Source organism: Halorubrum trueperi, assembly GCF_042662525.1.
Classification (GTDB): Archaea; Halobacteriota; Halobacteria; order Halobacteriales; family Haloferacaceae; genus Halorubrum; species Halorubrum trueperi.
In genome coordinates, this window is the sequence record NZ_JBHSXI010000002.1 from 71508 (window position 1) to 95378 (window position 23871).

A 23871-nucleotide genomic window follows, 5' to 3' on the forward strand; every position below is an offset into this window, starting at 1 on the left:
ATGTCGATGGATCAAGACGCAGCCGCACGGCGCATCATGGACCAGTTCGGCGAAGAGAGTCGCATCCCCTACCTCAACATCGAGGAGGGGGACGTCGGTGTGCTCATCGCCTTCCCGATCATGGGCCTGTTCATCGCTGGCCTCACTGGTATCGAGTCACTCGCCCTCCCGTTCGTAGCAGGAGGATTCGGGTTTGGCGTTGCCGTCATCTACGTCTCTCCTGACCACCTGAACGCGTGGACGTGGACGAAGGACGTCTATCGATACGCCAAGCGACCGCGAGTTACGTTCAGTGCCCCAGAGGAGCCCGACAGTACCACGAACGAGACAGAGCGGAATGAAGGCGGTCTCGCGAACTACACGCCGTTCAAACCGGACGAGCGAACGCAGGACCTCACGAACGTCAAACGAGCATGGCCTGGTGCTGGAGCGATTCAACGAGCGGACGGCACGATGGAAGCGTTCATCGAGATTGACCCGGGGAACATGGACTTCGCGATGTCCGACGACTGGGCTCAGCTCCAGGAGGCGGGCGAAGAGTTCGCCAACAAGGAACTTGATTCGAAGCTCAAACTCCACGCCACAACCCGATCATTTCCGGTAGAGCAAATCACCGAGACAATCGAGGAGCGGCTCAACGACGAGGACGTCAAACAGAACCCGATCTTCCGGGAACTCCTCGAGGAGTACCGCGAGACGCGTCCCAAAGAGATGCGTGACCGGGGCATCCAACAGGTGCGCTACTACATCGGCGTCGAGGTCACGCCGCTCGAAGTCTACGATAGATACCGAGACGAAGGGACACCCGCCGAGAAACTGACGCAGTTCCCCGTCATTGGGTTCCTGTTCAACCCATTCGTGACTCGTCGTGAGGACCTCACAGATGTCGAGCGCCGCGCCCAGATGTTCGAGAAGCTGGACAGCCGCGTCAACGACGTTCGCGCCGAGTTCATCCAGCAGGCGTCCGGGTGGTCTGCTCGCCGGCTCAGTACGGTCGAACTGTTCGTTCTGAATATGGACTTCTGGAACGGTCGCGAGCACGACTACGACGAGGCAGAGCGTGTTGTTCGCGAGCAACCGATCATCGGCCACTCGCGCCGGGAGGATGAGACCAATGCGTAACGTTGTCCTGCAGGCGGGTGGCGGGACCTTCACCCAACTCACAGAGTGGCTACGGAACCCAACGTCACCCGAGGGTGCGGCGATTTACCTTCTGTTGGTTGTAGTCCTCGGCGTCGTCGGGAAACTCCTCTGGGACTGGCACACCGCCGACGACGAACCCGAAGTCGATTTCTCGGACGTCCTCGACGAGGAGACGCTCGAAGAGGGTCACGCGGAAGGCCAGCTCCTCGACGACATCTCTGAGTCCCACAAAACGGTGACTGCGCCAGCAGCCATCGAGTGGGAGACACGATCCGCACGCGTCGGCGAGCAGTGGACGACGACGCTGTACATCGCGGACTACGCCGATTACCCGAACGACGGGTATCTGAGCGATCTCTTCGAGTTGACCGACGTCGAGTTCGACCTCACAGCGCACATCACCCCGAAGAACCAGCAGCGAGCGCGGAACGAACTACAGGACATCGCTGACGACCTCCAGGTCGACGCCGATCTTGAACAGAGTGTCCGCAGTGCGTACCTCCAAGAGCGAGCAAACGAGGCCGCTGCGACCTACAAGGCCGTCGAGAGCGGAGCGAACGTCTTCGACCAGGGGATGTTCGTCACGGTTCGCGCCGACGACAAGGAGGACCTCAGGGACTCAGTCCAGAAGGTCAAGAGCGCCCTCCGCGACGACCCAGCGAACCTCACGCCGAAGACCGCTATTTGTCGGCAAGACCTTGCCCTCCAGTCCGCCGCACCCATTGGCGACAACGAATTCGGTCGCGAGTCGATCGCCCTTGGGGGTGCCGTCGGCGCGTTGCTGTCCTCGCCGCACAACGCGACGATTCTCGAGGAGGGCGGCGTCGAGTTCGGGATTCACAAGGACAACCAGAGCCCGGTCGTCATCGACCCGTTCGCCCGTGACAACGGGTATGCGATGTTCACCGTCGGCGATACTGGGTCTGGGAAGTCGTTCAGTTCGAAGCAGAACTTCATCCGCTCTATCGAGCAGAGTAAGGACCGAATCGGCATCATCCTCGAACCGCTCAACAACTGGGCGGGGGTCGCCGAAGCGCTCGGTGCGAAACGCATCACCGTCGGTGGGACGCTCGGTCTGAATCCTTTGGAGATCCGTCAGACACCCGACCACGTCCAGCGGGCGATGGGTGAGGATGCGAGCCCGTTCAACGAGAAGCTCGACGACGCGATGAGCTTCCTGACGAACTTCTTCGCACTGCGGGGCATCTCGCTCGGGGATCGTCGGACGACGCTCGAACTCGGTCTCAAGCGTGCCTACAAGCGCAACGACATCACCGACGATATCTCGACGCACAGCAACCCCAGCCCGACTATCCGGGATATGATGGACGTCTTCGAAGACATGGTCGACGACCCCGAGGAGTTCGTCGTTCGTTCCGACGAGGAGGCCGGGAAGATTCGCGAGGACGCGACGTGGCTTCTGGACCAGCTTCGTCCCTTCGAGGAGGAGGGTCGCCACGCTAATCTCGGGAAGTCCTCAGAGTTCGACATTCGCGACGAGAAAGTCATCTACCTCGATCTCGCACAACAGGAGGGCAGCGTCGACAGCAGCACGGCACTGACGATGCAGTTGCTCATCTCGCTCGTCTACGAGCGGGCGAAAGAGACGGACAAGGAGGTCGTGTTCGTCATCGACGAGGCGCGGTACATCATGCAGGACGCTGCGAGTCTAGCGTTCCTCGAGACGGTATTCCGACATCACCGTCACCACGATCTCTCGATTCGTCTCGTTACCCAGACCGTCGACGAGTTCTTCGAGCACGCCGAGTCCGAAGCCATCCTTGATCAGTGTGCCGTCAAGCAGTTCCACCGCCTGGATGGAATGGATGACCAGTGGGCCGACGAATTCGGGTTGAACTACGCCCAGATGCGCTACGTGCAGGACGCGGTCCCCGGCAACGAGGACGCTGGGTTCTCTGAGGCGCTCGTCGGCGTCGACGGCGAGTGGCGCGGCATCAAGGTCGAGGCAATGCCCAAGGAGAAGCAAGTCATTGACTTCGACCCGACCGAGCAACGGCGGTCTTCACTCCCCGGCGCTGGCGAGGAGGCAGTCGATACAGACGTTCAGGAGTTCCGTGAGGAGCTGGAAGAGCAGGTGACGAACGGACAGTCGAAAGAGTCCGAAACCGTCTCTGCCAAACCTGACGGCGGATCGATGGAGGGGGAGGACGATGCGTGAGTATCTCCGAGTCACGCCCACATCCGAAGGCCTGGATCCTGAGGGGATTCCTCGAGTCCTCGAAAGCCTACATAAACTGACGACCACGGAGTCAACGGGACTCGCACAGAAGCTGAACCCACTCAACAGTGACACACCGCTCCGATTCGAGTTTCTCGCACTGAGTGAGGGAACAGACGACCCTGTCGAGTTCTTTTACGGCGCCGACGAGCATCTCGACACACTCGAAAAACGGCTCCGTTCGATCTATCCTGAGACATTCGATATCGAACGCGTCGACGTCGACGTCGCCTCTCGGCTCATCCAGCCAGTCGAATTCACACGAGCAGAGTTCCTCGAACACTACGAGGCGGGGCAACTACAGTACGAGTTTGGTCCTGACGAACAGCACGAGCTTGTCGATGAAGACCGTAGCCAAGACCAGACACTAGCGGCCGAAGCATCCCCCTTTGCAGATGGCGGCGCAGCAGTCGAGCCATCTGCTGGTCACTTCGTTGAGGTTGGTGATACCGCCCTTGAGCTGGCACCACCGAGCGAAATACCGGACGAGCAGCCACTGACGACGCTCGAAAAACCAACCGAGACAGACGAGGGAACGATACTCGCTCAGCCAACCATCGACGCAATCTCGCCAGTTGGTGTGCGCTGGTCCGGTTCGACCACCCGGAAGAACGACTGGATGACGTCATTGACGGCCTTCGCCTCTGGCGATGGCGACGACGCCTTAGTGGCTGTCGACCAGCCCGGCGCGACGCTCGCATCACTCGTCGACCACTTGATGGAGGCGGCTTCACCTGTGGCGTTTCAGGTTGTGTTCCAGCGACGGGCGAGCTGGCAGTCCGACGCTGAGGTCCGAAAAGAGGATCTCGTCGACGGGCGGGACACCTTCTTCCAAGAAGTCGTTGGATCCTTCCTCGAGGTCGAAGACCAGCGGAGCGACCACGACGAGAAGCAGCTCAGTGAGTCAGTCGAAAAACGCATTGAGTACATCGACGCGAAGAACCCCAAGCGGTCGTTCACTGCTAACATCCGAGCAGTCGGCGTTCCGACAGGGGATGAGGCTCGCGACGAACTCGCGGCCCAAATGGACTCACTTCGCCCTGTGTTCGACCCAGTGGACGGGCCCTATTACGAAGTCGAAGGAAAACGACTCCGGGCAGACGGTTTTCGTGAAAAGACGAAGGAGAAGAACACCCAGACAGCCCTCCGACAGTTGCTAGATCGAGAGATTACGACCGGCCGAGGGAAGACCCGACCGGATTTCGTCCTCAGTGGGACGGAACTCGCAAACTTCGTGCTCGTGCCATCCTCCGAGCAACTCACCGTTGAGGGGACGCGAGGAACTCGAGCTGAGCAGCAGAGCCGGAACCCGCTCCCGTGGCCCAATCCAGACTTGGTTCAGCAGTTCCAAGAGGGCATGGCTATCGGCTACGCGCTCGACGAGAACGGTGAGCCGCGACCGGACCCGATCCGGGTTCCGCCGGATTTGCTGACGACGCACTACGGCCGGTTCGCATCGACTGGCGGCGGAAAATCGAAAGCGATCATCAACGACGCGCTCTCGCTCCGCGAGACGACCGGCGGACCCGTCGTGATCGTCGATCCGAAAGGCGATGGGATGTGTGCGAACTACCTTCGCTGCCACTACGAACGTTTCAACGGATTGGACGACGTCTACCAGTTCCGCGTCCCAGAGACTGTCCCAGCGTTCTCCTTCTTCGATATCCGGCCTGCGCTCGAAGCCGGGCGGAACCGCGAAGACGCGATTCAGGACAAGGTCGACCACTTCCACGACATCCTGCGGATGATTATGGGCCGCGAGCAGTACGGCCAGGCGTTTGTCGCGAACGAGATCCTCAGCTACCTCATCAAGGCACTTTTCGACGAGGAGTACGGGAGCGACGTCTTCGGTCTGGACGACCTTTTCGCGGCAGCTCTCCGGATGCAACGAGAGCGAACTGTCCCACCGGTTTCGGCGGACAACAGGAACGTCGAGGAATCACTCACGCGGCACTTCGCGAAGGACGACCACCGGTTCCAGGTGTCTATGGACGCCGTCGGAAACCGTCTGGACAAACTCAGAGAAGACGCGCACCTGCGACGTATCTTCAGTCACGTTCCAGAACAAGACGAGAACGGCAAATACGTCGATAACCGATTCGACTTCCGCGAGTTCCTCGACGAAGATGCCACGATCCTGTTCGACTTGGGAGATCTCCGTCCGGAGGCACAACGGGCAATCACACTCCTCCTGTTGAGTAATCTCTGGGACGCCGTCCAGGTACGCCGACGTGATGGAAAGACAGACTACGAGAACCTCACCAATCTCATCATCGAGGAGGCCGCCCCCGTGGCCTCGACAAAACTCGTCTCCGAGCAACTGCTTCCACAGGGACGGTCATTCGGCCTGAGCATGGGACTGGTGATGCAGTTCCCCGGCCAAGTTCGAAATCGAAACGAGCGCGCCTACGACGAGCTCCTCAACAACATCAAGACGAAGCTCATTGGGAACATCTCTATCGAGCGCGACCTCGCCGAGTCGTTGGCCCACGAAGACCTGAGTCCGACTGACCTTCGAAATCGGGTCAATACGCTCCCCAGTGGAGAGTGGATTGCTCAACTCCCGAGCCCCTCGTTTGGGAAGACAGGGCCTGCTCCGTTCTCGGTGAAGCCGCTCCCGATAGCAGCGGGCCATCCAGAAAGCGACGAGGCGCTCTCTGTCGAGCAGGAGGACCACTTCGAGTCCGTAGCTCTTCCACGGCTGTCGGAGCGTACACAGACCCAGTACGGACTTGCTGGGGCCCTAAGCGAATCGGAGACAGCCGACGATGAGGGATGGGGGAGTAGACCGAACGCTGGACAGTCCGCATCTGCAGAATCGACTAGCTCTGGAGACTCGACGGAGTCGTCGTTCATCGGACAGGCAACCAGTGGTTCAGTAGCCGACGAAGAGAAGGAGAAAGACGCGGACACCATTGATTCCCTGTTTGGGAATATGGGATCCGTAGAGTCAGAAGAGTCGGCCACAGAAGAGGAGACGAACGCCGTCGACGAAAACGGACCTTCGCCAGTACAGGCAGGTGGCGTGACCGTCTCCGATGACGAACTCCGACGGCGCGGACTCACTCACGACGACATCCGGTTCTTGACTCGCGTCCTCGACGTGATGAACAGGGACGCACCGAATCATGGACTCATGGATTCAATGAGTGGGTTCAAGGACGACTTTGATGACCTGGACGTGCAGCGGCTCATCGACCAGGATCTGCTGGAAGAAGGACGAGCCTGCAGTCGGAAGTACTACACCGTCCTCCCGGCAGGGCGTGAACTGCTTGGCCAGAAGCTCAAGGTCGGCCCTGGTCAGGGAGATATCGGCGAGAAAACGCCGCACAAGGTCGGTGTGAAGCTGCTCGAACTATGGTTGGAAGCGCGCGACGATGTCGAGCAGGTTGAATCCTATTACGAGTACGATGAGGAGACCGTATTCGACGTCGCCGCCTTCGACGCTGACGGAGAACTCGTGTGGGTCGGTGAAGCGGAATTCCCGAGCAACAACAAACACGCACCTGTCGACGATTACGACAAACAGAGTGCGGTGGACGCAAACGCTGTCTGGGCGTTCAACAGACGTGAGACAGCCGTTGAGGTGTTGGATCGACTCGCAGAGGCCGACCGGATAGAAAATAGTGTGAGTGGGCGTGCAGCCCGTCGGTTCTCGGATATTCGAGAAGCCATCGAATCGTTTGACGCAGAAGGGATGACGACGATTCGGAGCTTCAACAAGCTCGATGAGGAGTTCAATCCATGAGTTGGCGCCAAGCTACGCGCGAGGAGATTTACAGGTACTACACGGAGGAGTTCCCCTCGTACATCGACGAATTCCCGTCGTTCATCACCGCGAAGGGACCAAAGCAGTACGCGCTCGCGTTTCGAGAACCCCACCCGGTACGGAAAGACGGAGTCCCAGACAAGGACTTCATCAGACGGGATACCTGGCAGACGAACGCCGCTGGTGATCGGAGCTCAGCAGCATTCCACGACTTCGACGACGTCCTCGAGTTCATCCGCCACCCAGCACGGAATGACCCGCTCGGACGGAGCGACTTCGCGCTCGCAGATCCCGATCTGCTCGAGAAACCAGATCCACGTCCCGATGCAGTGTATTACGCCCTCGATCACTGGGAACGGCCGTGGGTGCTTCTCGTTGATATCGACGCGAAAACGATAGCTCGGGAGCGAGCAGCGCAAGCAGTACCGGACGAGGATGTTTCGGGAGACAGCGAGCAACTACTCGATGCTGTGGGAGTTCTCGAAGCGGACCCGGCAGGCTACCCGTATTCCTTCGAGGATATCGAACAGGCCATCGAGTACGGCTTCGAGGTGCGAGAGATCTTCGAGGACGACTTCAGCGCCGAGGAGACGATGGTGGTGTACAGCGGCCAGGGCGTTCACGTTTATCTCCTCGATACCGACCCTGCCCATCGATATGACGCCAAGAGTCGAGAAGTGCTGAACGACCTTCTGCAAGACACCTACGAGATTCCCATCGATCCAGTGGTTACCGCCGACCGTCGTCGAGTTGCCCGACTCCCCTACTCGTTGCACGCTGACGTCTGCAGTATCGTCACGCCGATAGAGAGCCCGAACTTCGACGTTCGGTCTGCAACACCGGAGGTCATCCAGTCATGAGTCAGTCGACTCCAGTTGAGGACGAGCGTACCGCCTATCGCGTTGCGACGCTCCCGCTTGAATACGGCACGACACGCATTAACCAGCTGTTCACGCGGGGCTACAATCGCTACATCGTCGACGGTGAAGACCAACCAGAAGACCTGTTGAACGACCTCGAGCGGTTCGGGACGGCGGCGTTCAAAGAAGATGTCAGGGCCAATGCTGCAGAGGACCCCTTTGTCGACGAACCCGGAACACTCGCCGTCCTCGCGACGTTGAGCGCGATCTGCGTCAAGGCACACCCGAAGTTCGAGCACGCTCCGCCGCGGAAGGTACAGGTTCTCTACGATACTCGCGAGCTGTACGTCAACAATCTCGCTTCCCTACTTCAAGAATTCGGTGATGGGAGTCTTCAACAGGATATCGCAGAGGTACTGTACGCGAAAGGTCCCGGAGAGGACGGCCCGCACCCCGGCCGCGTTTGTACAGGGATCAAGGAGATGCCCGAGTTCGGTGAGGGATTGTATCTCGAAATCCCAATGGCTGCAGCATCGAGAGATTGCCTCGTCCACGCCGACACCGAGACAGGAGAGGCCGGAGAACTGCTCACTCACGTTAAGGACAACCGTCTCTACGTGCCGGTCGGTGATTTCGATACGAAATATCGCGAGTACGCCAGACGCGCGTTCAAGAAGCTCCTGCGAGTCCAGGAGGAGAACCTCTCCGAAGACCAGCTCACGTGGCTAACGACGAATGAGTCGGCCATCACAGACCGCATCGACCGATTCATCGAGACGGGACACCACGAACGGATCTGGCGAGACTGGAACCCTGGTGAACGGACTATCCGTGTGCTTCGGGACGCGATTCGAGACGCTCCAGACGAAGTCACCACGCTGGGGAATTTCTACTCAGCGAAGGAGCTGTTTGAAGCTGTGGAGGCGTACGATCCGGAAGCAACCTGGAAGCGAGACGTGTGTAATCGCATCTCCAGTCCACGGAGTCTCGGGAATCTTCTCGCCTCCCAGCGCGACCACCGGAGCCTCACTATCCGACAGCACGAAAATACGAACCGCTATCGGATTCAGGAATCTACGCGTGGCGTCCAGCCCCTCACCGTCGAATCAATCGAGGATCTGTTTGAACTCCCCTGCATGGCGAACATGGCCGAACGCCTCCACGAGAAGAAACCAGTCCGAAAGGACCTGTACAACTTCGCCCGGATGGTGATGTGGCTGCCACAGTATCAGGACAGCGACCTCGAGACCATTGTCACAGATCTCAAGGACGTCTTCTCGCGGTGGCCGTGGTACGATGAACAGGTCACCGACTACCAGATTCGCTACGAGTTCTCGAACACGATTGGAGGCGACACCCCGCTTCCGATGAACTGCGACAACGACGATATGCAGCGGTACTGCATCGGACAGGATGAGTGTCCATACTCGATCTGGGGGAGTCTCCCCTTCCCGGATGAGATGTACGATCGACTAAGTGAAACCGAGGGTAAGGGAAACGAGTTCTAACGCAGACAGTCAATTATCTGGAATCACACCATTATTCAGAAGACAGGAGTGTGACGGATATTAAAATCCCGTCATCCACTTTTCAGACCTTGTATCGACCAATTTGGACAAGAACGGGTGGGTCACTAGAAGCAACATCACGTAGCCCATCATTTGCCGTCAGTCAGTTATGCCAAGTCTCAATTACAATGTGAATCCGATTCTCTCGAATTCAAGGTCTTCACCACCCCGTCGAGCACAATTCCACCCAATCACCGCATCTTAGAACTCGTCGAGGACATCAATAACGGCTGAGAACTGCCCGACGGCCCTCTTGCTAAATCTAAACTCGTTTCATCCTATTCTGTACCTCCAGATTTGTCCAAAGGAAGGCTAGGGTACAACGGTGCAAACGCCGCTGGCTCTCTCGGGCCGAAGGGCCATCAAACGACGATCGTCTATAGCCGGTGTGTCATATTTCACTCAATAGATAGTGATGCGATTCGCGGTGGAGTTTGTCGCCCCCGAGAGGGGCGAGGGGCTGTCGTTAGCGCCCACTCAACAACCATGTCTTCAGAACACGAGCAACAGCGATCACGACTTCACGGCGAGCAAACTGAGCAACCGAGCGACGAACCGTGGACAGATCTCGAACTGACGATCCCCCACAACAGAAGTCCGACTGCCGTCGTCTCACTCGTCGAGTGCGCGCTCGTTGAACTCACCCACGAAGACGTCGGAGCCGAGGTCGTTTCGACGAGCGTTGCGGGAGTGAAGCGGACACAGTACATCGCCATAGATGACGTCGGCCAACGGTTCCAGAAGCGGTATTTCGACGAGCGGCTCGGCCGGCACGAAACGACTGTCAGTCGTGAAACGGTTCGTGACGAGCTGGTCAGCCGGCTCACACACCAGTCGTCACTGGGCGGTGAGGTAGGTCAGAATGACGTTGACGGTGGTCAAGACAGCTTCTGCGTGAAACCAGCTCGAGAGCTCCGATTTCAGGAGTGATGTTTTAACCAACACTTGGACAAGCTGATTACCCGATGTTGGTTAAGGCGTTGTCAACCTGTGGATCCCAGCCCACCCAGGTCAGGAAACTATTCCCTGAAGTAAGAACTATATCCTTCGCCCTGCAATTCCGAGTATGTCCGAAACAGACGCCACCGATGGGCCGCCCCCCTTCGAGGACGCGTTCAGCAGCGATGACGTCGAACAACGCATCTACGGCACCATCCTGCAAACCCGCGAGCCGACGACGGTGAGCGCGATCGCCGACAGCGCCGACTGTGACCCCAAGACCGCCCGGAAGTACCTTGGCTGGTTCGACGATTTGGGAATCGTCACTCGACACGATGGCCATCCGGCCACCTACGAACGGAATGACGCGTATTTTGAGTGGCGACGCATCAACCAGCTCGCGGCCGACCATTCCGTCGAGGACCTGCAGGATCGCGTTCGTGAGCTAACGACACGCATCACCGAGTACGAGGCGATGTACGACGTCGCGTCACCGGCCGCAGTCGACGCCATCGCCGTCGCGGAGAGCAGCGGCGAGCGGACCATCGACGACGTGTACAGCGACCTCGGCGACTGGGCGACCGCCCTCGAGGAGCGTGACCGCTACGAACGCGCGCGCCAGCAACGCACGGGTGGCGAGCGCGAACAGGCGTCCGGGTAGCCCGCTCAATGGTGCCACCGACAGGCGATGGCGGGAGCCCTGCCCCCATCGATCGTCCCATCCTCGAGTTTCTCCAGACGCGGCTCCAAGCGACGAGGCAGGTCTCCCGAGCGACCGTCATGGACGCCAGCGGCCATCTGGAACTCCACGTTGTCTTTGCCCCGTCGTACTACCCAGCAGCCGTCGACGAGGCACAGTTGACGGTCCGTTGGTACACGAACGACGACTTCAAACTCCACTATCGAGAGCAACACTCGGACCATACCTGGGAGTGCCGGTGGGACCGGCACCCGAATCCGCACAATACACGGGACCATTTCCACCCCCCGCCCACCGCCCCGACGCCCGGCGAGGACGCATCGTGGCCAGACGACCATCGTGACGTCGTTGCGCTCGTCCTCGATGAGATCGAAGACCGGATCGTGACTCTCTGGAGCGAGTAAGGGCTATGGTCTCGCGTGGAGTGTTTATCGGCGCCGAAAGGCGTGCAGCGCGCGACAGCGTGCGCGGCGTGACTCACTATGGTTGATCCCGATCCGAACGACGACACGAGTGCCGACTACGAACAGTTCGAGAAAGAGTTGCTCGCCCAGGACCGCGACGCCGCCAGGGTCGACACGGCGGACATCGACGACACGATGGCCCGTAGCCTGGTCGACGATCTCGTCGACGCGGACCTCGTCACTTCAGTTCCCGAGGACCGCGTTCTGGTTCACGAGCCGAGCGGCACCGCATTCGACTCACCAACGCAGCTAGCCGTCTACCATCGTGGCTGGACGGCCGCAAGCGACGCCGGCGAGGAGGACGAGTGATGCAGCAAATGCTCGTTGGCTGTGCCTTCTGCGACGCCCCGCCTGGCACCGAGACTGGCGAGGCGCACACCTGGGGCCAGGACGAGCGGGTCACCCACCCGATCTGTGTCGGCTGCGCTACCCAGACGCGGCCGGATCCCGATGAGCGCGATCACCACGCCTGCGACAGCTGTGGCCTCGTCGTCGACACGAACGCGGCGCTGACGCGGTTCCGAGTGGAACTCGGCCACCTAGAAGGCCCGCTCCAACTCTGCGCCCGGTGTAGTCCCGGTGGGCCAGCTACCTACTGGACGCGCGACCTCGAGGAGCACCTTGTCGCGGCGCCGGCGGAGTGACCCAAACACTCTCTACTGTTTCGCTGGAAACGGCAATTAGGAAGACCCGTGTCACGCACCTCGAATCGTACTGATGGCGACATCATCCGCGACTTCCTCTCGGTCGCGGACCTCCTCAAGGAGTCGCAGCTTGCCCAACTGTACGCGTACCTCGTTCACGAATACGAGGCGACCGTCCAGGACATGATAGACGACCTCGAGCTCGGGCAGGGGACGGCCTACAGCAACGTCAACCGGCTTGTCGACGCCGGCGTCGTCGAGGTCACCCACGACGAGCAGCCTCGGCGGTACGCCGCCCGCGAGATCGACCTGACCGTGACGACGGCCGCCGGTGACCGTGAGTACACGATCACGCCAGCGCTCATCGACGTGGTCGGTCGTGCCGAAACCAACGACGATATCGACACCTACGTCGACCGTCACGGCGTTGCCGGCCTCGCAACGGCACTGACCTACGCTGTCGCCCGCGAACGCGGCGATGTGACCCACCGGCTGATGGCTGAGGACCTCGATATCTCGCCGCTGGCTGCAGAGATGATCCTGCAGGCGCTCCGCCCCGTCGTCCACGAGTACTACGACATCGAGGAATTTGGAGCATCGTTCGATGTCGACAACTCCGACCGTAAGTGAGCTCTACATCGCCGATACCGGCTGTTCGTCGCAATGAGGAGTTTGTCAGTTCAACGGTGATAGACAATTCACATACTTCCTAGTTGAAACGACATTGGTGCCGTAACCACCAGACAGACTGGAACCCGACTGCCGCCCTAGTGCGCGTGGCTCGTCAAGAATTAACTGGCCTGACTGGAGAGCATTATTCAATGGCGTCTGAATCAAATTCGCTTCCTCCGGGCTTTCAGTTCTCGGAGAAGCTTGTCGCCGGTCGACTTGATTTCGATATCGTTCGCTTAGAGGATGACGAGCGCTTTCATAGAGGAGATCGAACTGACGGAATCTGGAAACTCACTGACGAAGCCAGAGAAGCAATCATTGCAGTCATTGACGAGTACTACGACCGGCGACCAGCCATTGAAGAAAGCGTCTCAGTTGGATCTGAAAGTTTCGCCTTTCGTATACTACCGGAAGATGTCGAGCATATTTCACACCATTTAGCAGCTGATCTTGAGATCAGGTTCGAAATCCCTGATTTTTCTCCATCGGGACTAGACGAAGATCCCGATCCGCTCCCATATTCAGACCTAATTAGTGACGTTGCAACTGTTCGAGAAGTATCTTGGAGTGAGATACCGGAGACTTCATTCGATGCCGAGGAGGACATAGAGGCGGCGATTCCCGAGGGACACACTGAGCCCGATTTTTTCCACGATGATTATCTCGACTATGTACTAGACTACCTCGTACCAGCAGTCGAAGATGCAGGTTGGCGAGGCGGTCACGCGTGGCTACTGAATCTCGGTATGCAAGAACTTCGGAACGGGCGATATGAGGAAGCAGCGTATGCGTTCGCAGGTGCCAAAGACGGCCTGACAAAACACAGCCTCTTCGACGAGTCACGGATACAGCCGCTTGTTAGGCGTTCGCTCAACACACTGCGCGATCTCTGTCTGCTCAAAGCCCCAGATGAGTACGATTTCAGTGAGTTTGATCTCTACTGTGAAGCTGGTGTACGCGATCTTCTTTATGTGCCCAAATTTGTTTCGCAGCCAACAATTGACGATCTAAATTTCCGGATGAACAATCCAGTTTGGATTGCCAATGCGCTCGTCCTCGTTCAGGGAGTTGCCCACGCAATAGGAAGGCCAACAATCTCGAGAACGGAAGTTGACCCGTTCGGGTCAGGTATGACCCTCCGAAATGCATCGTTTGTACTGAAGCTCGCTAACTCGTTAGTATCGACTGCTCCGGACGAAGCTGAGTCAGAGCCGATTCAGTATCTCGAAGGAATTGACCTCGGAAAATTCACACCCGATATCACGATCACGCGGACACTTCGAAGTGCAGGTTACACCATTCAGATGTATCGCAATACGACCGAGGGGGTGCGGGACGAGCTCAACGTTGATTTCGACTTAATTGTGGCTCACGGAGACGACAAATACCTTGTCCGCGCAATGCGCCCCGAAGACCGGGATCGGGGAACTCTCGAGGAATTAATTGAGCAGACTGGCGATCTTGATCACTCGCTCCTGTTGTTATATGATCGTGAGCTTGAGAGCACCAGCGTTAGCGAGCTTGATGAACAGGATGGTGTTGAAATGATGTACATTGACCTCCAAGCAGAGCGGCTCTCACCAATTTCGGCCGGCTATCCACGTTCGTTCGCTGACTTCGCGACGGATGAAGAGATTCGCGATGAGATCGAACGCCGGTTCGTAGCGGCACGAGAGGCTGAAACCACCGAATCCAAGGGAGATCGGTTGGAGGAGCTGATGGCATTCATCTTTGAGAAGGCTGTACCGGATACGCACGTGATGACGCCAAATAACCGAACTAGTACGGAAGAAATCGATCTCCAACTACAAAATAAGGAAGAGCATCATCCCTGGACTCAGTTGGGGGCGCCAATTAATGTCGAGTGTAAGAACTGGAACGAGTCCGTTGGAGTTGATGAGATCTATTCCGTCTACGGGAAGGCTAAGATGACCTCTCCGAATAGTAAAGGGGCAATTCTGGTCTCTTGGGAGGGTGTGTCAGATTCTCAGAGTGGCCGGAACGCTGATGGATTGCTTAGAGACATGCGCATCCAAGACCTCGACATCCTCGTGCTCGATCAAGACGATCTTTCAGAGATCGTTGAAACTGGCGATGCACAGGCGGTGTTCGAACGAGCATACACCAACCTGTATCAACGCTAAATTGCACTTCTGCGCTCATTGAGCTTCCAAAAACTATTCACAAACCGATAGAATCGGTTAGAACAGACATGGACCCAAGCGAACTCGAGAGGAGACCGACATCACTTGGCGGGTATGGAAGCATTGTTCCCTATCACGCACCGGCCACGTACGACCCAATCTATGGAGATGAAGGAGTTCGTGTCGATCTCCCCACTGAGGGGTACGAATCGGCGGATCAAATCCTCAACCGACTGACTCGCGCCGCGGACAAGCTTGATCTCAATACGGATCCCGGCCGTCTCTACTATTCCGCGCAATGTCAGGACTTCTCATGGTATGGGAGCGGAATCGAAGATCTTCGAGAAGACCTCCTCTCTTCGTGGGAACTCTCTCAGACGCTTCAGAAGACGCTTGAGGAGCGTCATGGAACAGAACTAGGTATCCATCGACGTGCTTCGTGATACTCGCACCAATACGATACGGCATCTTCTGGACGGTATTACGGGGATTCAAAAATAGTGACGAGGATGGAGAGGGCTACGAAACCGTCTATGACACACAAGCCGGCGTGTTGATGGAAAATCCGATTCTGTCCTGGCCCGCGTTAGAAGAATTAGTAGAATCAGATGGCCCGATTCCACTTGTGACAACCGAAGTGGAGGCTGTAAGCCTGCGCGGTGAAGACCGTCCGTTAGAGGAGGTGATACCAGTCAATCATGACCGAACTGGTGATGCAGATATCTTAGCTGCGAAGAACGTGTATGAGAGTGAAAAAACAGAGGCCAGCGAACAGATGCACGAAGCAGTTGAGCGTACTGCCCGACTATCCTACCGTATCAAGGGTGGGACAATCGGATTCGAGAAAGAACGAGAGTTCCGAGCAGAGGGGATGTCGTTGTTACGCCCTGAGGGGATTACCCTCGGTGGATGGCCGGTTGTAATGGGATCACCGTTCTGTAGAGCGATATCTGACGAATAAGAACCACTGCTCGGTCGACGAATAGATTCAGGGCTGATTCCCGAGTTTGAGCGCTCGATTTCTATCTGTGCTCCCAGATTGGGCGATGAGTTCTTGAGCTCGCCCGATTCCGTGAACATCGGGTCGTCGGACAGTTTGATAGCCTTCGAGGGTCTCTCGTAGATGACGTTCATGCCGTTCGATATCGGGTACCGCTACGTCAGATTCTTCGAATAGCCGACGATGTTGTGAGCGCGCAAACGAGACGAGTCCCTCAATTCGCTGGTGGTCGTTCTCATTCGGCTCGCCACCGTCAGTTCGTGCCTGGTCACGAGAATCATCATGGAGCGCCCAGAGGTCCTGTAACCGGTCCACGAAATCGTCGTAGGAGTCCGTTGTCGATCCGCTCTCGCGGATGACCATACCAATGTTCCGTGACTCGATGCCAGTTCTTAGGTCGTCCCACATTTTGACAGCTGAATGGGGGATTTCGTAGTAGTTCACTGGATCACCAATCCACCCGGACTGGTCGGAGGGGTCCTTGAATTTTGCCTGGACAGGCGAATTGGGGTAATCGGTTGGAATATAGAGTTGAGATGAGCCAGCCTCGATCGCCTGCACATCGATAAAATAGCACTCCGTCAGCGCATCGGATAATTGGTTGTCAGAGTCAACGACGGGACATGCGTAGTAAGCGACTTCACATGGCTCTCGGGTTGCAAGTGTCGTGATCTGCTGAGTATCGAGTTTGAACCGAACGCCCCTGTTTGGCTCTGCCTTGGGTGCTTTGTACTGGAAAAGAAGTCGCATCGCTAACGGGAGCTCGACGTCGTATCCTCCACCAGCCTGGTGTTCCTGATACCGTGTTGGTGCGATGGCGGTTGTCTGATTGTACGGCCCACGAATACGAGTCAGTATTTGGTGTGTCGCATTCACGACAAGCGAATTCTCGGATGGATACGACGCCATGTCTACGCAGAAACTGTGAAGACGAAGAATATGATATTTGTGTCAGAGTGGGCTGGAACCGAATGTTCTCAACCGAATCTAAGCTACACTGGGTTCTGCCTACCAACGACAGTCATCGTTTCCTAAAAGCCCTCGACCGCTCGGCATCCCGCGACCGCCGCTGCGCTCCTCGTGCCTGCGGTGCTTACGGGGTCGGGGGACGGCCGAAGCGGCCTCGCCCTTTCTGAGTCCACCAGGACGATAGATGGTTCGCCGAGCGACGCGGCCGGTTGGCCAGATGGTACGTAACGGCCCGCCCCGCTCGCCGCTGCCGCCCTCCGCGTCGCTCGCGACCGACCATTCCGGGCGTGCGGGCGCTCTCCGCACCGCCCGCGCCCGTTCCGGGCTAAAATGGATGTGCCCTCGACGCCAGCGGGTATCCCCGTCGGTTGCGCCCCTTGCGGGCTTTCGCGTTCCAGCGCTTGGTGCCGCCTGCGCTGTCGCGCGCCACACCACGGCGCGCGTTCTCGGCGACAGTCGCCCTGGACACGGACCCGCATATCGGGCCGGACACGAACGGGCATATCCCGCTGGCCGCTCGCTCCAGGCGGGTCGGCGCGCGGTGCTGGTTGGGTGGCCTCCTCGGGCGCGCTCTCGCTCGCGCCCCAGGGGGCGCTCGCGAAGGCGCGAGCGAGAGCGCGCAGATGGTTCTGTCGGTCGTTGTCGTCGGAAAACCGCGATGTAGCAGCATCGCGGTGTCGGGCGCTGAGCGCCTTCGTCGGAAATCACCTGTGAGTGATTCCAATGTCAAGTAACAACGCTACCAGTAATGTAGTTTCGGTCGATGAACAGGCATTCGAAAAAGCGGACGAAGCGGCGGTCGATGAAGACGGCTTCGAGGTCGTCGATGAGACGCCGGAGTTCCAGGCGACGGTGCAGATGGAGGTGCAGGCAAAGGTCGATGCGAACCACCCGGATGGGATGGTCGATACGAGTGAAGAGCGGATCTACGGTGCGACCCTCGAACAGGAAGAGCGCATTCGGGCCAGGGAGGCTGAGCTGGAGCGCATCAGTGCCCAGGCGGAGCTGGGGACGCAAGAAGGTCGGGAGAAGCGGACGCGAGATATCGCGGCGAAGCGGAGCGCTGAGCGGCGTGCTGAGTTCCAGAAGCGGGCGGCGAGCGTGGACCCGTGGGCGGACCCAGAGCGAGACGATCCTCGTGCAGAACTCACGCAGGAGCAGTTGGCGGCGGTGAACAAGCAGTCGATGCGGCTGGCCGAAAAGCTGGATAGCTGGTCGCGAGCAGCGATTGGTCGGCGGCTGGGTGAAGCCGTAGTCGGTGGGAAAGACCTGACGAGTGCAGTCGTTGGGGTGTTCGAGGAGTTGCAGACGGCGCCGGGACAGGTGGTTCCCATCGGGATGCTCGAGGACGTCAATCGCAAAGAGGTAAGCATCGAAGGTCGCGTGACGCAGCTTTGGGAGCCGTCGAGTTCAGCCATTTCCCAAGTCGGCCTCATCGAAGACGAAAGCGGACGAACGAAGTTCACCAGCTGGGTTGCAAGCGACCAACCCTGGATTGAGGAGGGCGAACACGTTCGTATTCACGGAGCGGCGAAGAACTGGTACAACGGGCGCGTCTCGGTGGCTCTGACCGGTTGGACCACGGTTCACTTCCCCGAGCGCGGTCGGTGGTGGGAAGCGTAGCCAGCGTACGCGGCCTTCTTTTTATTGTGTGCCGGACCGACCCAGACCCCACCTCCCCACCCTCCGCTCCGTGCTCGCTCCGCTGCGCGCGCAGCCACGACCTATGCTACGCAGAAATTCTCAACAACGTCGTTAGGCACTCTCATCGTATGTACCTATTATCAAGAGAAAGTGGCTCTATTGAAATCCTCAGCCGGTGATCGTTCTGAGCGTCCGTGCTGGATATAGAGCGCGTGTCTCCCAGCGGGTCGCCAGTGCACGAAAGACTACTCGTCTTCCATGGAATCTATGACACTCGACTTATGAATTGGAGCACTCGTTCCCCCCTTCGCCCACTATTCGGCCCCGTCGAATCGGTTGTTTCTATGCTGGAAGATTGGTGAAGTCGTCGTACTCACCGCTCCTCTTGACCTATCGAGTCACCAACCCATTCAACGACGCGTAGGAGTTCCACCATCGGCGATGGATCGGACACTTGTTCGATCGTGTGACGGGCGGTCCCGAACCCTGGTGGAAGGAGATCTGCTGAGACAGTGAGCGGACGCTCGCCATCTGAGGCCCACTGAACTTTCCGGTACATGATGTGATTTGGTGCAAGGTCACTGTACTCTGTGGACCGGTCATATACAGTCGGACCCTCAACCACGCACGGAGCGATTCCACTAGGCAGATTCACTAAGAGAACATCACCGGGGTCAACTCCTTCAACGAACGTTCGGATACTCCCAATAGCTTTCCCAGCCTTAATTTTTGTATCTTCATCGGGATATATCTCCTCATGCATAATGTCTCGAATTACATCCCACTGGATTTGACCCTTGAGCGTGTTTCCGTAGGGCTCGTGCACGGTTTCAGGGCTCAGGACACTACCGTCTGTAGCGAGCTCAACACCACCGGTCGTGGCAAGCGCCCAATCCGAGATCGTGACAACACCGTCTTCGAACAGTCGGTCAGCGTAGGCTTCTCGGTCGACGTCATGGTATGCGATATTAAATTTGAATAGTCGGTTGGATGAGACGACATCCCTAATTCGCCGCCATAGGGGCGTCTCCTCGGAAGTGCTCATACAGATACCAAGCGCCCGTTAGTCAAATATCCAGCGGACATTAGCCAAGGGCCGAATATAATATAGACATAGGCCAAACGCTATTTTACCCTTGGGTTTTTTCTACTTGGCCCCACACATAGCAGATATGGGACCTACTCCCCACTCCGAGGCGGTTGCAATTGCCTGCGAGAACAAGGCGGTACCCAGTGAATCCCAGGGGCGGTACAACGCAACTGGGCTTTTGGTCGTCGACTACAGCACAGGCCACTCCTTCAACAAAGACGACCACGACGGTAGCGCCTCAACCACAGCGTTCAACGCCGTAAGAGATGCCTCCCGCTACGGTGGAATCGGAACGATTCGAAGCCCTGATTCGAAACTGATCACCGTAGGTCGGTACGGAACTGACGGCATCCGGCTGCTGGACTCTGTTGGAACCAAGGACTACGACCTGAAGGGGCTGCAGTTCGAGGAGTACGCAGTACTTGGACCGGGCGACGGCCGGTACGGACGTGCGAAGGATATCTCAGGGACGCTAGGATCAACCGTTCGTCATCTTCCCGATGACAAAGCGGCTGACCTGCGGGAACTGCTCGCTGAACTCGAAGCTGAAGGGAGAATGCGGCGGCCTGTTCGATAAGCAAGCTACCCCATTACCAACGTATCACCCGGGTCGAACTCGAAGTCCATCTTGGGACCGAACAACAATTATCTGAACTCCCCACTCCGAGAACTTGTACTCATCTTAGCTGCAACCGCTTCAGTCGTGTACCTGTTCACCGACTACGTAGGCAATGTCCAGTGACCCGCTGAAAAACCCCTTTGCTGACCCCATTCTCTATATCCAGCACGCGGTTTCTGTCCACTAGTGAGGATTTCAGCAGAGCCGGGAAAGTAAGATTAGTGCGTTTCTACCCACATACGCCCCATTGTCGATAGTTCCGTCTCGTGTCTATTTCCGCTATCCCTTCGGGTGACGTACCCCTTTGTATCTAGGTTAGACACATTGTACTGAACTCGACTTCTGAATGATTCGCCATATTCTTCACCATTCTCCTCGGCCAACGCCTCCGCAAGTTCTGAGGTCGATTCGAACGTACCCTTCCCCTTGAGAAATCGAAGAACATGCTCCTCGAACTCTTTCACGTTGCTACCAGGAGATGACGGAAACTCAACGAACATATGCCCGTCACCATCTAAATCTTCCCGCGTACCCTCTGTCACGCCACTTTCATCGACCCGATCTAGTATGTCGGTGATCGCCTCATAGTGCTGATGTACCCGAAGGTCTTCGTACTCCTTCAGTTCATCAAAGGCCTCGGCCGCATCTTCCAACACATCAAGCATTTCCAAGACCAGATACTCCTTGGGGGCCACGTAGTACGTGTGTACGCGATCACGAATGTCCTCGAACTCCTCTTGTTTCTCAGCTATCAATGAGTCAGCAGCTGTCGCAAACGCGAACGACACCGTCCGCGGCATGGAGGAGATATTGACGTAGACTTCGTTCCCCTTCTTGATTTCCTCCAGAATGTAGTCATGCGCTTTGGGATAGAGCGTCTCGTACTCGTACATCTCCTCAAGATTGACTGCCTCAATTTCGACCTCTATGTCGATCAGCTCGAATGTACGCTCCAGTTTCCCGGTCATATTCTTTGCAAGCTGCGCTGCCCGGTCTGTCGGGTCATCGTCGGGCTCGCCTTCATGCGTGAGTAGCACGATCCGGTCAGCCTCCATCTCACCCTTTGATATTGGACGAATAAGGCGGTCAAAATCAAACCCGACTGGAATGAAATGAACCCTATCACTCATAGTTCATAGTCAGCCACCCCCGTGTTAAATCTCTCCGATATCGACCGCCTATCGCTACCATATAGTTTCGGCCCGCCTAGAACATAGACGATCTGTGTCCTATCTAGCCCACCTGTTTGAAAATTCTCCAACAGAGTTTTATATACCGAATTCGTAGAATGGCGGTAGGTGCCAAGTGAACGACCCGCACCATCGCCAATGAATTCGCACTCCATACAGAGAGATTCGCATAGAGGTCAGCAAACCCTGTTAGCCTCCTTGATTGCGCAGTACTCCCAACTTCAGGCGATTCTTCGCCTCGAGCCCAGCGGGAAGTTTCTCGATCTACTGGAGGCGGATCCAACGATTGAACACGTGATGGTGACACTCAGCGAAGCCGAAAGCGTTCTGAGAAATCATGGAGGATTCGATAACATCCTCCAGCCCCACCACAAACTCACAATCGTGGGCACGGAACCCGACCCAACAGTCACGGACAGAGGGCGATGGGCGGAAATAGACCTCTATGCCGAAATCACGCGTGAGGCGCGAATCATCCCGGACTGGTTATGGGTCTACCATCAGATGGAGCCAGAACATCAGTTAGAGAACGTGAGAAAGTACCTTGATCGATTCGAATGGCTCTACCAGACGGCCGAGGAGATGGGACTATCCCACGAACTCATACCTTTGGCTAAAGGGCTTTCTCAACCCCATTTCAAGGAGGCTCGTGAGACCTTTGCCCGACTGGGTATCGATCGGTTCGCCATGTACGGCGTCCAGACACCCAGCAACTACGAATTCCGAGATCGGATACATCAGGCGGCAACCGCCCTGAACCCTGAGGGAGTTTTGGTCATCGGTCGAGGGTCACCGAGACAGGTCGAAGTGCTACCGGAGGTTGTTGATGAGGCTGCTGGGTGGTACTGGAAGCAGGATTGCGGTCTGACGACGGACGGGTATTCACAACAGAGGTTAGCCATGTGGATTTACGAAATCAAACGAGCGCTAGAGACGGAGCGCACCGACGAGCAGTCGCGAATTGGAGACTACCTTCCGGACTCTGAGGTGGTTATCAATGGGTGACGGGACGACAGACGACCTGTACATTGACCCCGAGGACGATGACAGTGGTAGTGCCTCCGGTGACGAAGCGCCAGACGTCGATCCCGACCAGACAGGAGTTGACGAGTACACCGATGAATCGCCGTCAGAGGAAGCACCCTCCGAAGATTCTAGCCCCCAGCCAACGGAGACCACACCGTCCGGAACAGACGGTAATGGAAGCAGTGGAGGTGGAGGCGGAGGCGGCGGCATCATCGGAATCCCCGAGGGTGTGGAGGTAGGTGACGACTCCCCCGATGAGGCAGGAGAAGACCCCGATTCTTCAGAGCCCGAGAAGTCACAGGATCCCGAGACTCCGGACGAAGAACCGGAACAAGAGGAGTCGGAAGACGAGGATGATGACGACGATGAAGAAGAACAAGAACCGAAGGTTGTGCAATACTCAGACCCGTGGGATAACGTGGGGTGGGGGCTGTATCCCATAATACTCAAAATCAAAGAGCGATACGGACACGAAGTCGATACCGACTATCACCTTGTCCCCGTCCGCGAATTCGTTGACCCCGAAAAGATGGCATCGAAGTGGGAAAGAGACCGTCTTCGCCACAAAATGCCTATAGATACCTCCGTGTGGGAGGAGAATCCGCCGGAATCAACCGAACTCGCAAACCGCGCTTACCTGGCAGCGATGCACCAAGGGCCAAACGCCGCCCAACGATACCTTCGACGGCTTCGGACGGCCACCATGGTCGAAGGGACAAACATCGAGGATAAGGAGATCCTTTTCGAATTAGCGGAGAACGCGGGGCTCGATACCAACCGATTGGAGGAAGCTTGGGACAAAGTAGAGCCTCGTCAGACTAAACGTGATCTCAATCCGCCCTTCACCAAATTCCACGTCGACGGAGAGGAAGTCACTCAATCGGGCTATCTGCACTACGACGACATCGTCGATATTTTCGACCAATCAGGAATCGATAGTGAGGAGCCGCAACCCCTCTCCGGATTCGTTACCGAGCACGGTCCTGTTACGACTCAAGAAGTCATGACGGTCTACGAGTGGCCGCAGGACCGAGCAGAGGAAGAACTCCAACAGCGGGACGATATTGTGCCTGTTGAGATCGGAGTTGGAGCATTTTGGACGCGACACAAACAGGCAAGTGAGGGGATCTGAGCCGACTATGCTCGGTGATTTTTCGAGTCCTAAAAACAACGTCGTCGGCTCCTGCCGAG

General features: G+C 57.3%; 21 protein-coding genes. 18 read left to right on the top strand and 3 right to left on the bottom strand.

The window, feature by feature from the left end:
- The 14 genes from ACFQEY_RS04580 to ACFQEY_RS04645 all read left to right on the top strand — a co-directional run bounded on the left by ACFQEY_RS04580 (position 1) and on the right by ACFQEY_RS04645 (position 16103).
- On the top strand, positions 1 to 1122 hold the full coding sequence (locus ACFQEY_RS04580; RefSeq protein WP_144800179.1) for a hypothetical protein: 1122 nt from the start codon (positions 1 to 3) through the stop codon (positions 1120 to 1122).
- Positions 1106 to 3322 (top strand): VirB4 family type IV secretion system protein, encoded by a 2217-nt coding sequence (locus ACFQEY_RS04585; protein ID WP_379765166.1) that lies wholly within the window; start codon positions 1106 to 1108, stop codon positions 3320 to 3322. Before ACFQEY_RS04580 ends, ACFQEY_RS04585 begins: the two co-directional genes overlap by 17 nt.
- Positions 3315 to 7130 (top strand): ATP-binding protein, encoded by a 3816-nt coding sequence (locus ACFQEY_RS04590; protein WP_379765169.1) that lies wholly within the window; start codon positions 3315 to 3317, stop codon positions 7128 to 7130. The genes ACFQEY_RS04585 and ACFQEY_RS04590 overlap by 8 nt, the downstream gene beginning before the upstream one ends.
- Positions 7127 to 8011, top strand: coding sequence for a bifunctional DNA primase/polymerase (locus ACFQEY_RS04595; protein WP_379765172.1), 885 nt, complete (start codon positions 7127 to 7129; stop codon positions 8009 to 8011). The genes ACFQEY_RS04590 and ACFQEY_RS04595 overlap by 4 nt, the downstream gene beginning before the upstream one ends.
- Positions 8008 to 9519: a primase-associated protein gene (locus ACFQEY_RS04600; RefSeq protein ID WP_379765175.1), complete on the top strand. Its 1512-nt coding sequence runs from the start codon at positions 8008 to 8010 to the stop codon at positions 9517 to 9519. Before ACFQEY_RS04595 ends, ACFQEY_RS04600 begins: the two co-directional genes overlap by 4 nt.
- 546 nt (positions 9520 to 10065) lie before the next feature.
- On the top strand, positions 10066 to 10509 hold the full coding sequence (locus ACFQEY_RS04605) for a hypothetical protein (protein ID WP_379765178.1): 444 nt from the start codon (positions 10066 to 10068) through the stop codon (positions 10507 to 10509).
- 136 nt (positions 10510 to 10645) lie between these two features.
- Positions 10646 to 11179 (top strand): DUF7342 family protein, encoded by a 534-nt coding sequence (locus ACFQEY_RS04610; protein WP_379765181.1) that lies wholly within the window; start codon positions 10646 to 10648, stop codon positions 11177 to 11179.
- An 8-nt stretch (positions 11180 to 11187) separates the two neighbouring features.
- Positions 11188 to 11622, top strand: a complete 435-nt coding sequence (locus tag ACFQEY_RS04615; protein WP_379765184.1) for a toxin-antitoxin system TumE family protein — start codon at positions 11188 to 11190, stop codon at positions 11620 to 11622.
- 78 nt (positions 11623 to 11700) lie between these two features.
- A complete protein-coding gene (locus ACFQEY_RS04620) occupies positions 11701 to 11991 on the top strand; it encodes a hypothetical protein (protein WP_379765187.1) in 291 nt (96 codons plus the stop codon).
- Complete coding sequence (locus ACFQEY_RS04625) at positions 11991 to 12326, top strand: DUF7558 family protein (protein ID WP_379765190.1); 336 nt, start codon at positions 11991 to 11993, stop codon at positions 12324 to 12326. Before ACFQEY_RS04620 ends, ACFQEY_RS04625 begins: the two co-directional genes overlap by 1 nt.
- Before the next feature lie 48 nt (positions 12327 to 12374).
- Positions 12375 to 12956 (top strand): DUF7437 domain-containing protein, encoded by a 582-nt coding sequence (locus tag ACFQEY_RS04630; RefSeq protein WP_379765193.1) that lies wholly within the window; start codon positions 12375 to 12377, stop codon positions 12954 to 12956.
- A gap of 191 nt (positions 12957 to 13147) precedes the next feature.
- Positions 13148 to 15142, top strand: a complete 1995-nt coding sequence (locus tag ACFQEY_RS04635; protein WP_379765195.1) for a hypothetical protein — start codon at positions 13148 to 13150, stop codon at positions 15140 to 15142.
- A gap of 68 nt (positions 15143 to 15210) precedes the next feature.
- Positions 15211 to 15585 (top strand): hypothetical protein, encoded by a 375-nt coding sequence (locus ACFQEY_RS04640; RefSeq protein WP_379765198.1) that lies wholly within the window; start codon positions 15211 to 15213, stop codon positions 15583 to 15585.
- Positions 15582 to 16103 (top strand): hypothetical protein, encoded by a 522-nt coding sequence (locus ACFQEY_RS04645; protein ID WP_379765201.1) that lies wholly within the window; start codon positions 15582 to 15584, stop codon positions 16101 to 16103. The genes ACFQEY_RS04640 and ACFQEY_RS04645 overlap by 4 nt, the downstream gene beginning before the upstream one ends.
- 27 nt (positions 16104 to 16130) lie before the next feature.
- Here the strand turns inward: ACFQEY_RS04645 and ACFQEY_RS04650 are convergent, their stop codons facing one another.
- Positions 16131 to 17051, bottom strand: a complete 921-nt coding sequence (locus ACFQEY_RS04650) for a hypothetical protein (protein ID WP_379765204.1) — start codon at positions 17049 to 17051, stop codon at positions 16131 to 16133.
- A gap of 783 nt (positions 17052 to 17834) precedes the next feature.
- Between ACFQEY_RS04650 and ACFQEY_RS04655 the strand changes: the two genes are divergently transcribed.
- Complete coding sequence (locus ACFQEY_RS04655) at positions 17835 to 18734, top strand: DNA-binding protein (protein WP_379765207.1); 900 nt, start codon at positions 17835 to 17837, stop codon at positions 18732 to 18734.
- Between the two features lie 394 nt (positions 18735 to 19128).
- Here the strand turns inward: ACFQEY_RS04655 and ACFQEY_RS04660 are convergent, their stop codons facing one another.
- On the bottom strand, positions 19129 to 19800 hold the full coding sequence (locus ACFQEY_RS04660) for a hypothetical protein (RefSeq protein ID WP_224338430.1): 672 nt from the start codon (positions 19798 to 19800) through the stop codon (positions 19129 to 19131).
- A gap of 127 nt (positions 19801 to 19927) precedes the next feature.
- Here ACFQEY_RS04660 and ACFQEY_RS04665 point away from each other — a divergent pair, with 127 nt between their 5' ends.
- Complete coding sequence (locus tag ACFQEY_RS04665) at positions 19928 to 20422, top strand: hypothetical protein (protein WP_379765211.1); 495 nt, start codon at positions 19928 to 19930, stop codon at positions 20420 to 20422.
- 260 nt (positions 20423 to 20682) lie between these two features.
- On the opposite strand, the gene ACFQEY_RS04670 is transcribed toward ACFQEY_RS04665, so the two are convergent.
- Positions 20683 to 21594, bottom strand: coding sequence for an HFX_2341 family transcriptional regulator domain-containing protein (locus ACFQEY_RS04670; protein WP_379765214.1), 912 nt, complete (start codon positions 21592 to 21594; stop codon positions 20683 to 20685).
- A gap of 258 nt (positions 21595 to 21852) precedes the next feature.
- On the opposite strand from ACFQEY_RS04670, the gene ACFQEY_RS04675 reads away from it, so the two are divergent.
- Both ACFQEY_RS04675 and ACFQEY_RS04680 read left to right on the top strand, forming a co-directional pair.
- Complete coding sequence (locus tag ACFQEY_RS04675; RefSeq protein WP_224338435.1) at positions 21853 to 22659, top strand: hypothetical protein; 807 nt, start codon at positions 21853 to 21855, stop codon at positions 22657 to 22659.
- Positions 22652 to 23812: a DsbA family protein gene (locus tag ACFQEY_RS04680; RefSeq protein ID WP_379765217.1), complete on the top strand. Its 1161-nt coding sequence runs from the start codon at positions 22652 to 22654 to the stop codon at positions 23810 to 23812. The genes ACFQEY_RS04675 and ACFQEY_RS04680 overlap by 8 nt, the downstream gene beginning before the upstream one ends.
- The last annotated feature ends 59 nt before the right edge of the window (positions 23813 to 23871 follow it).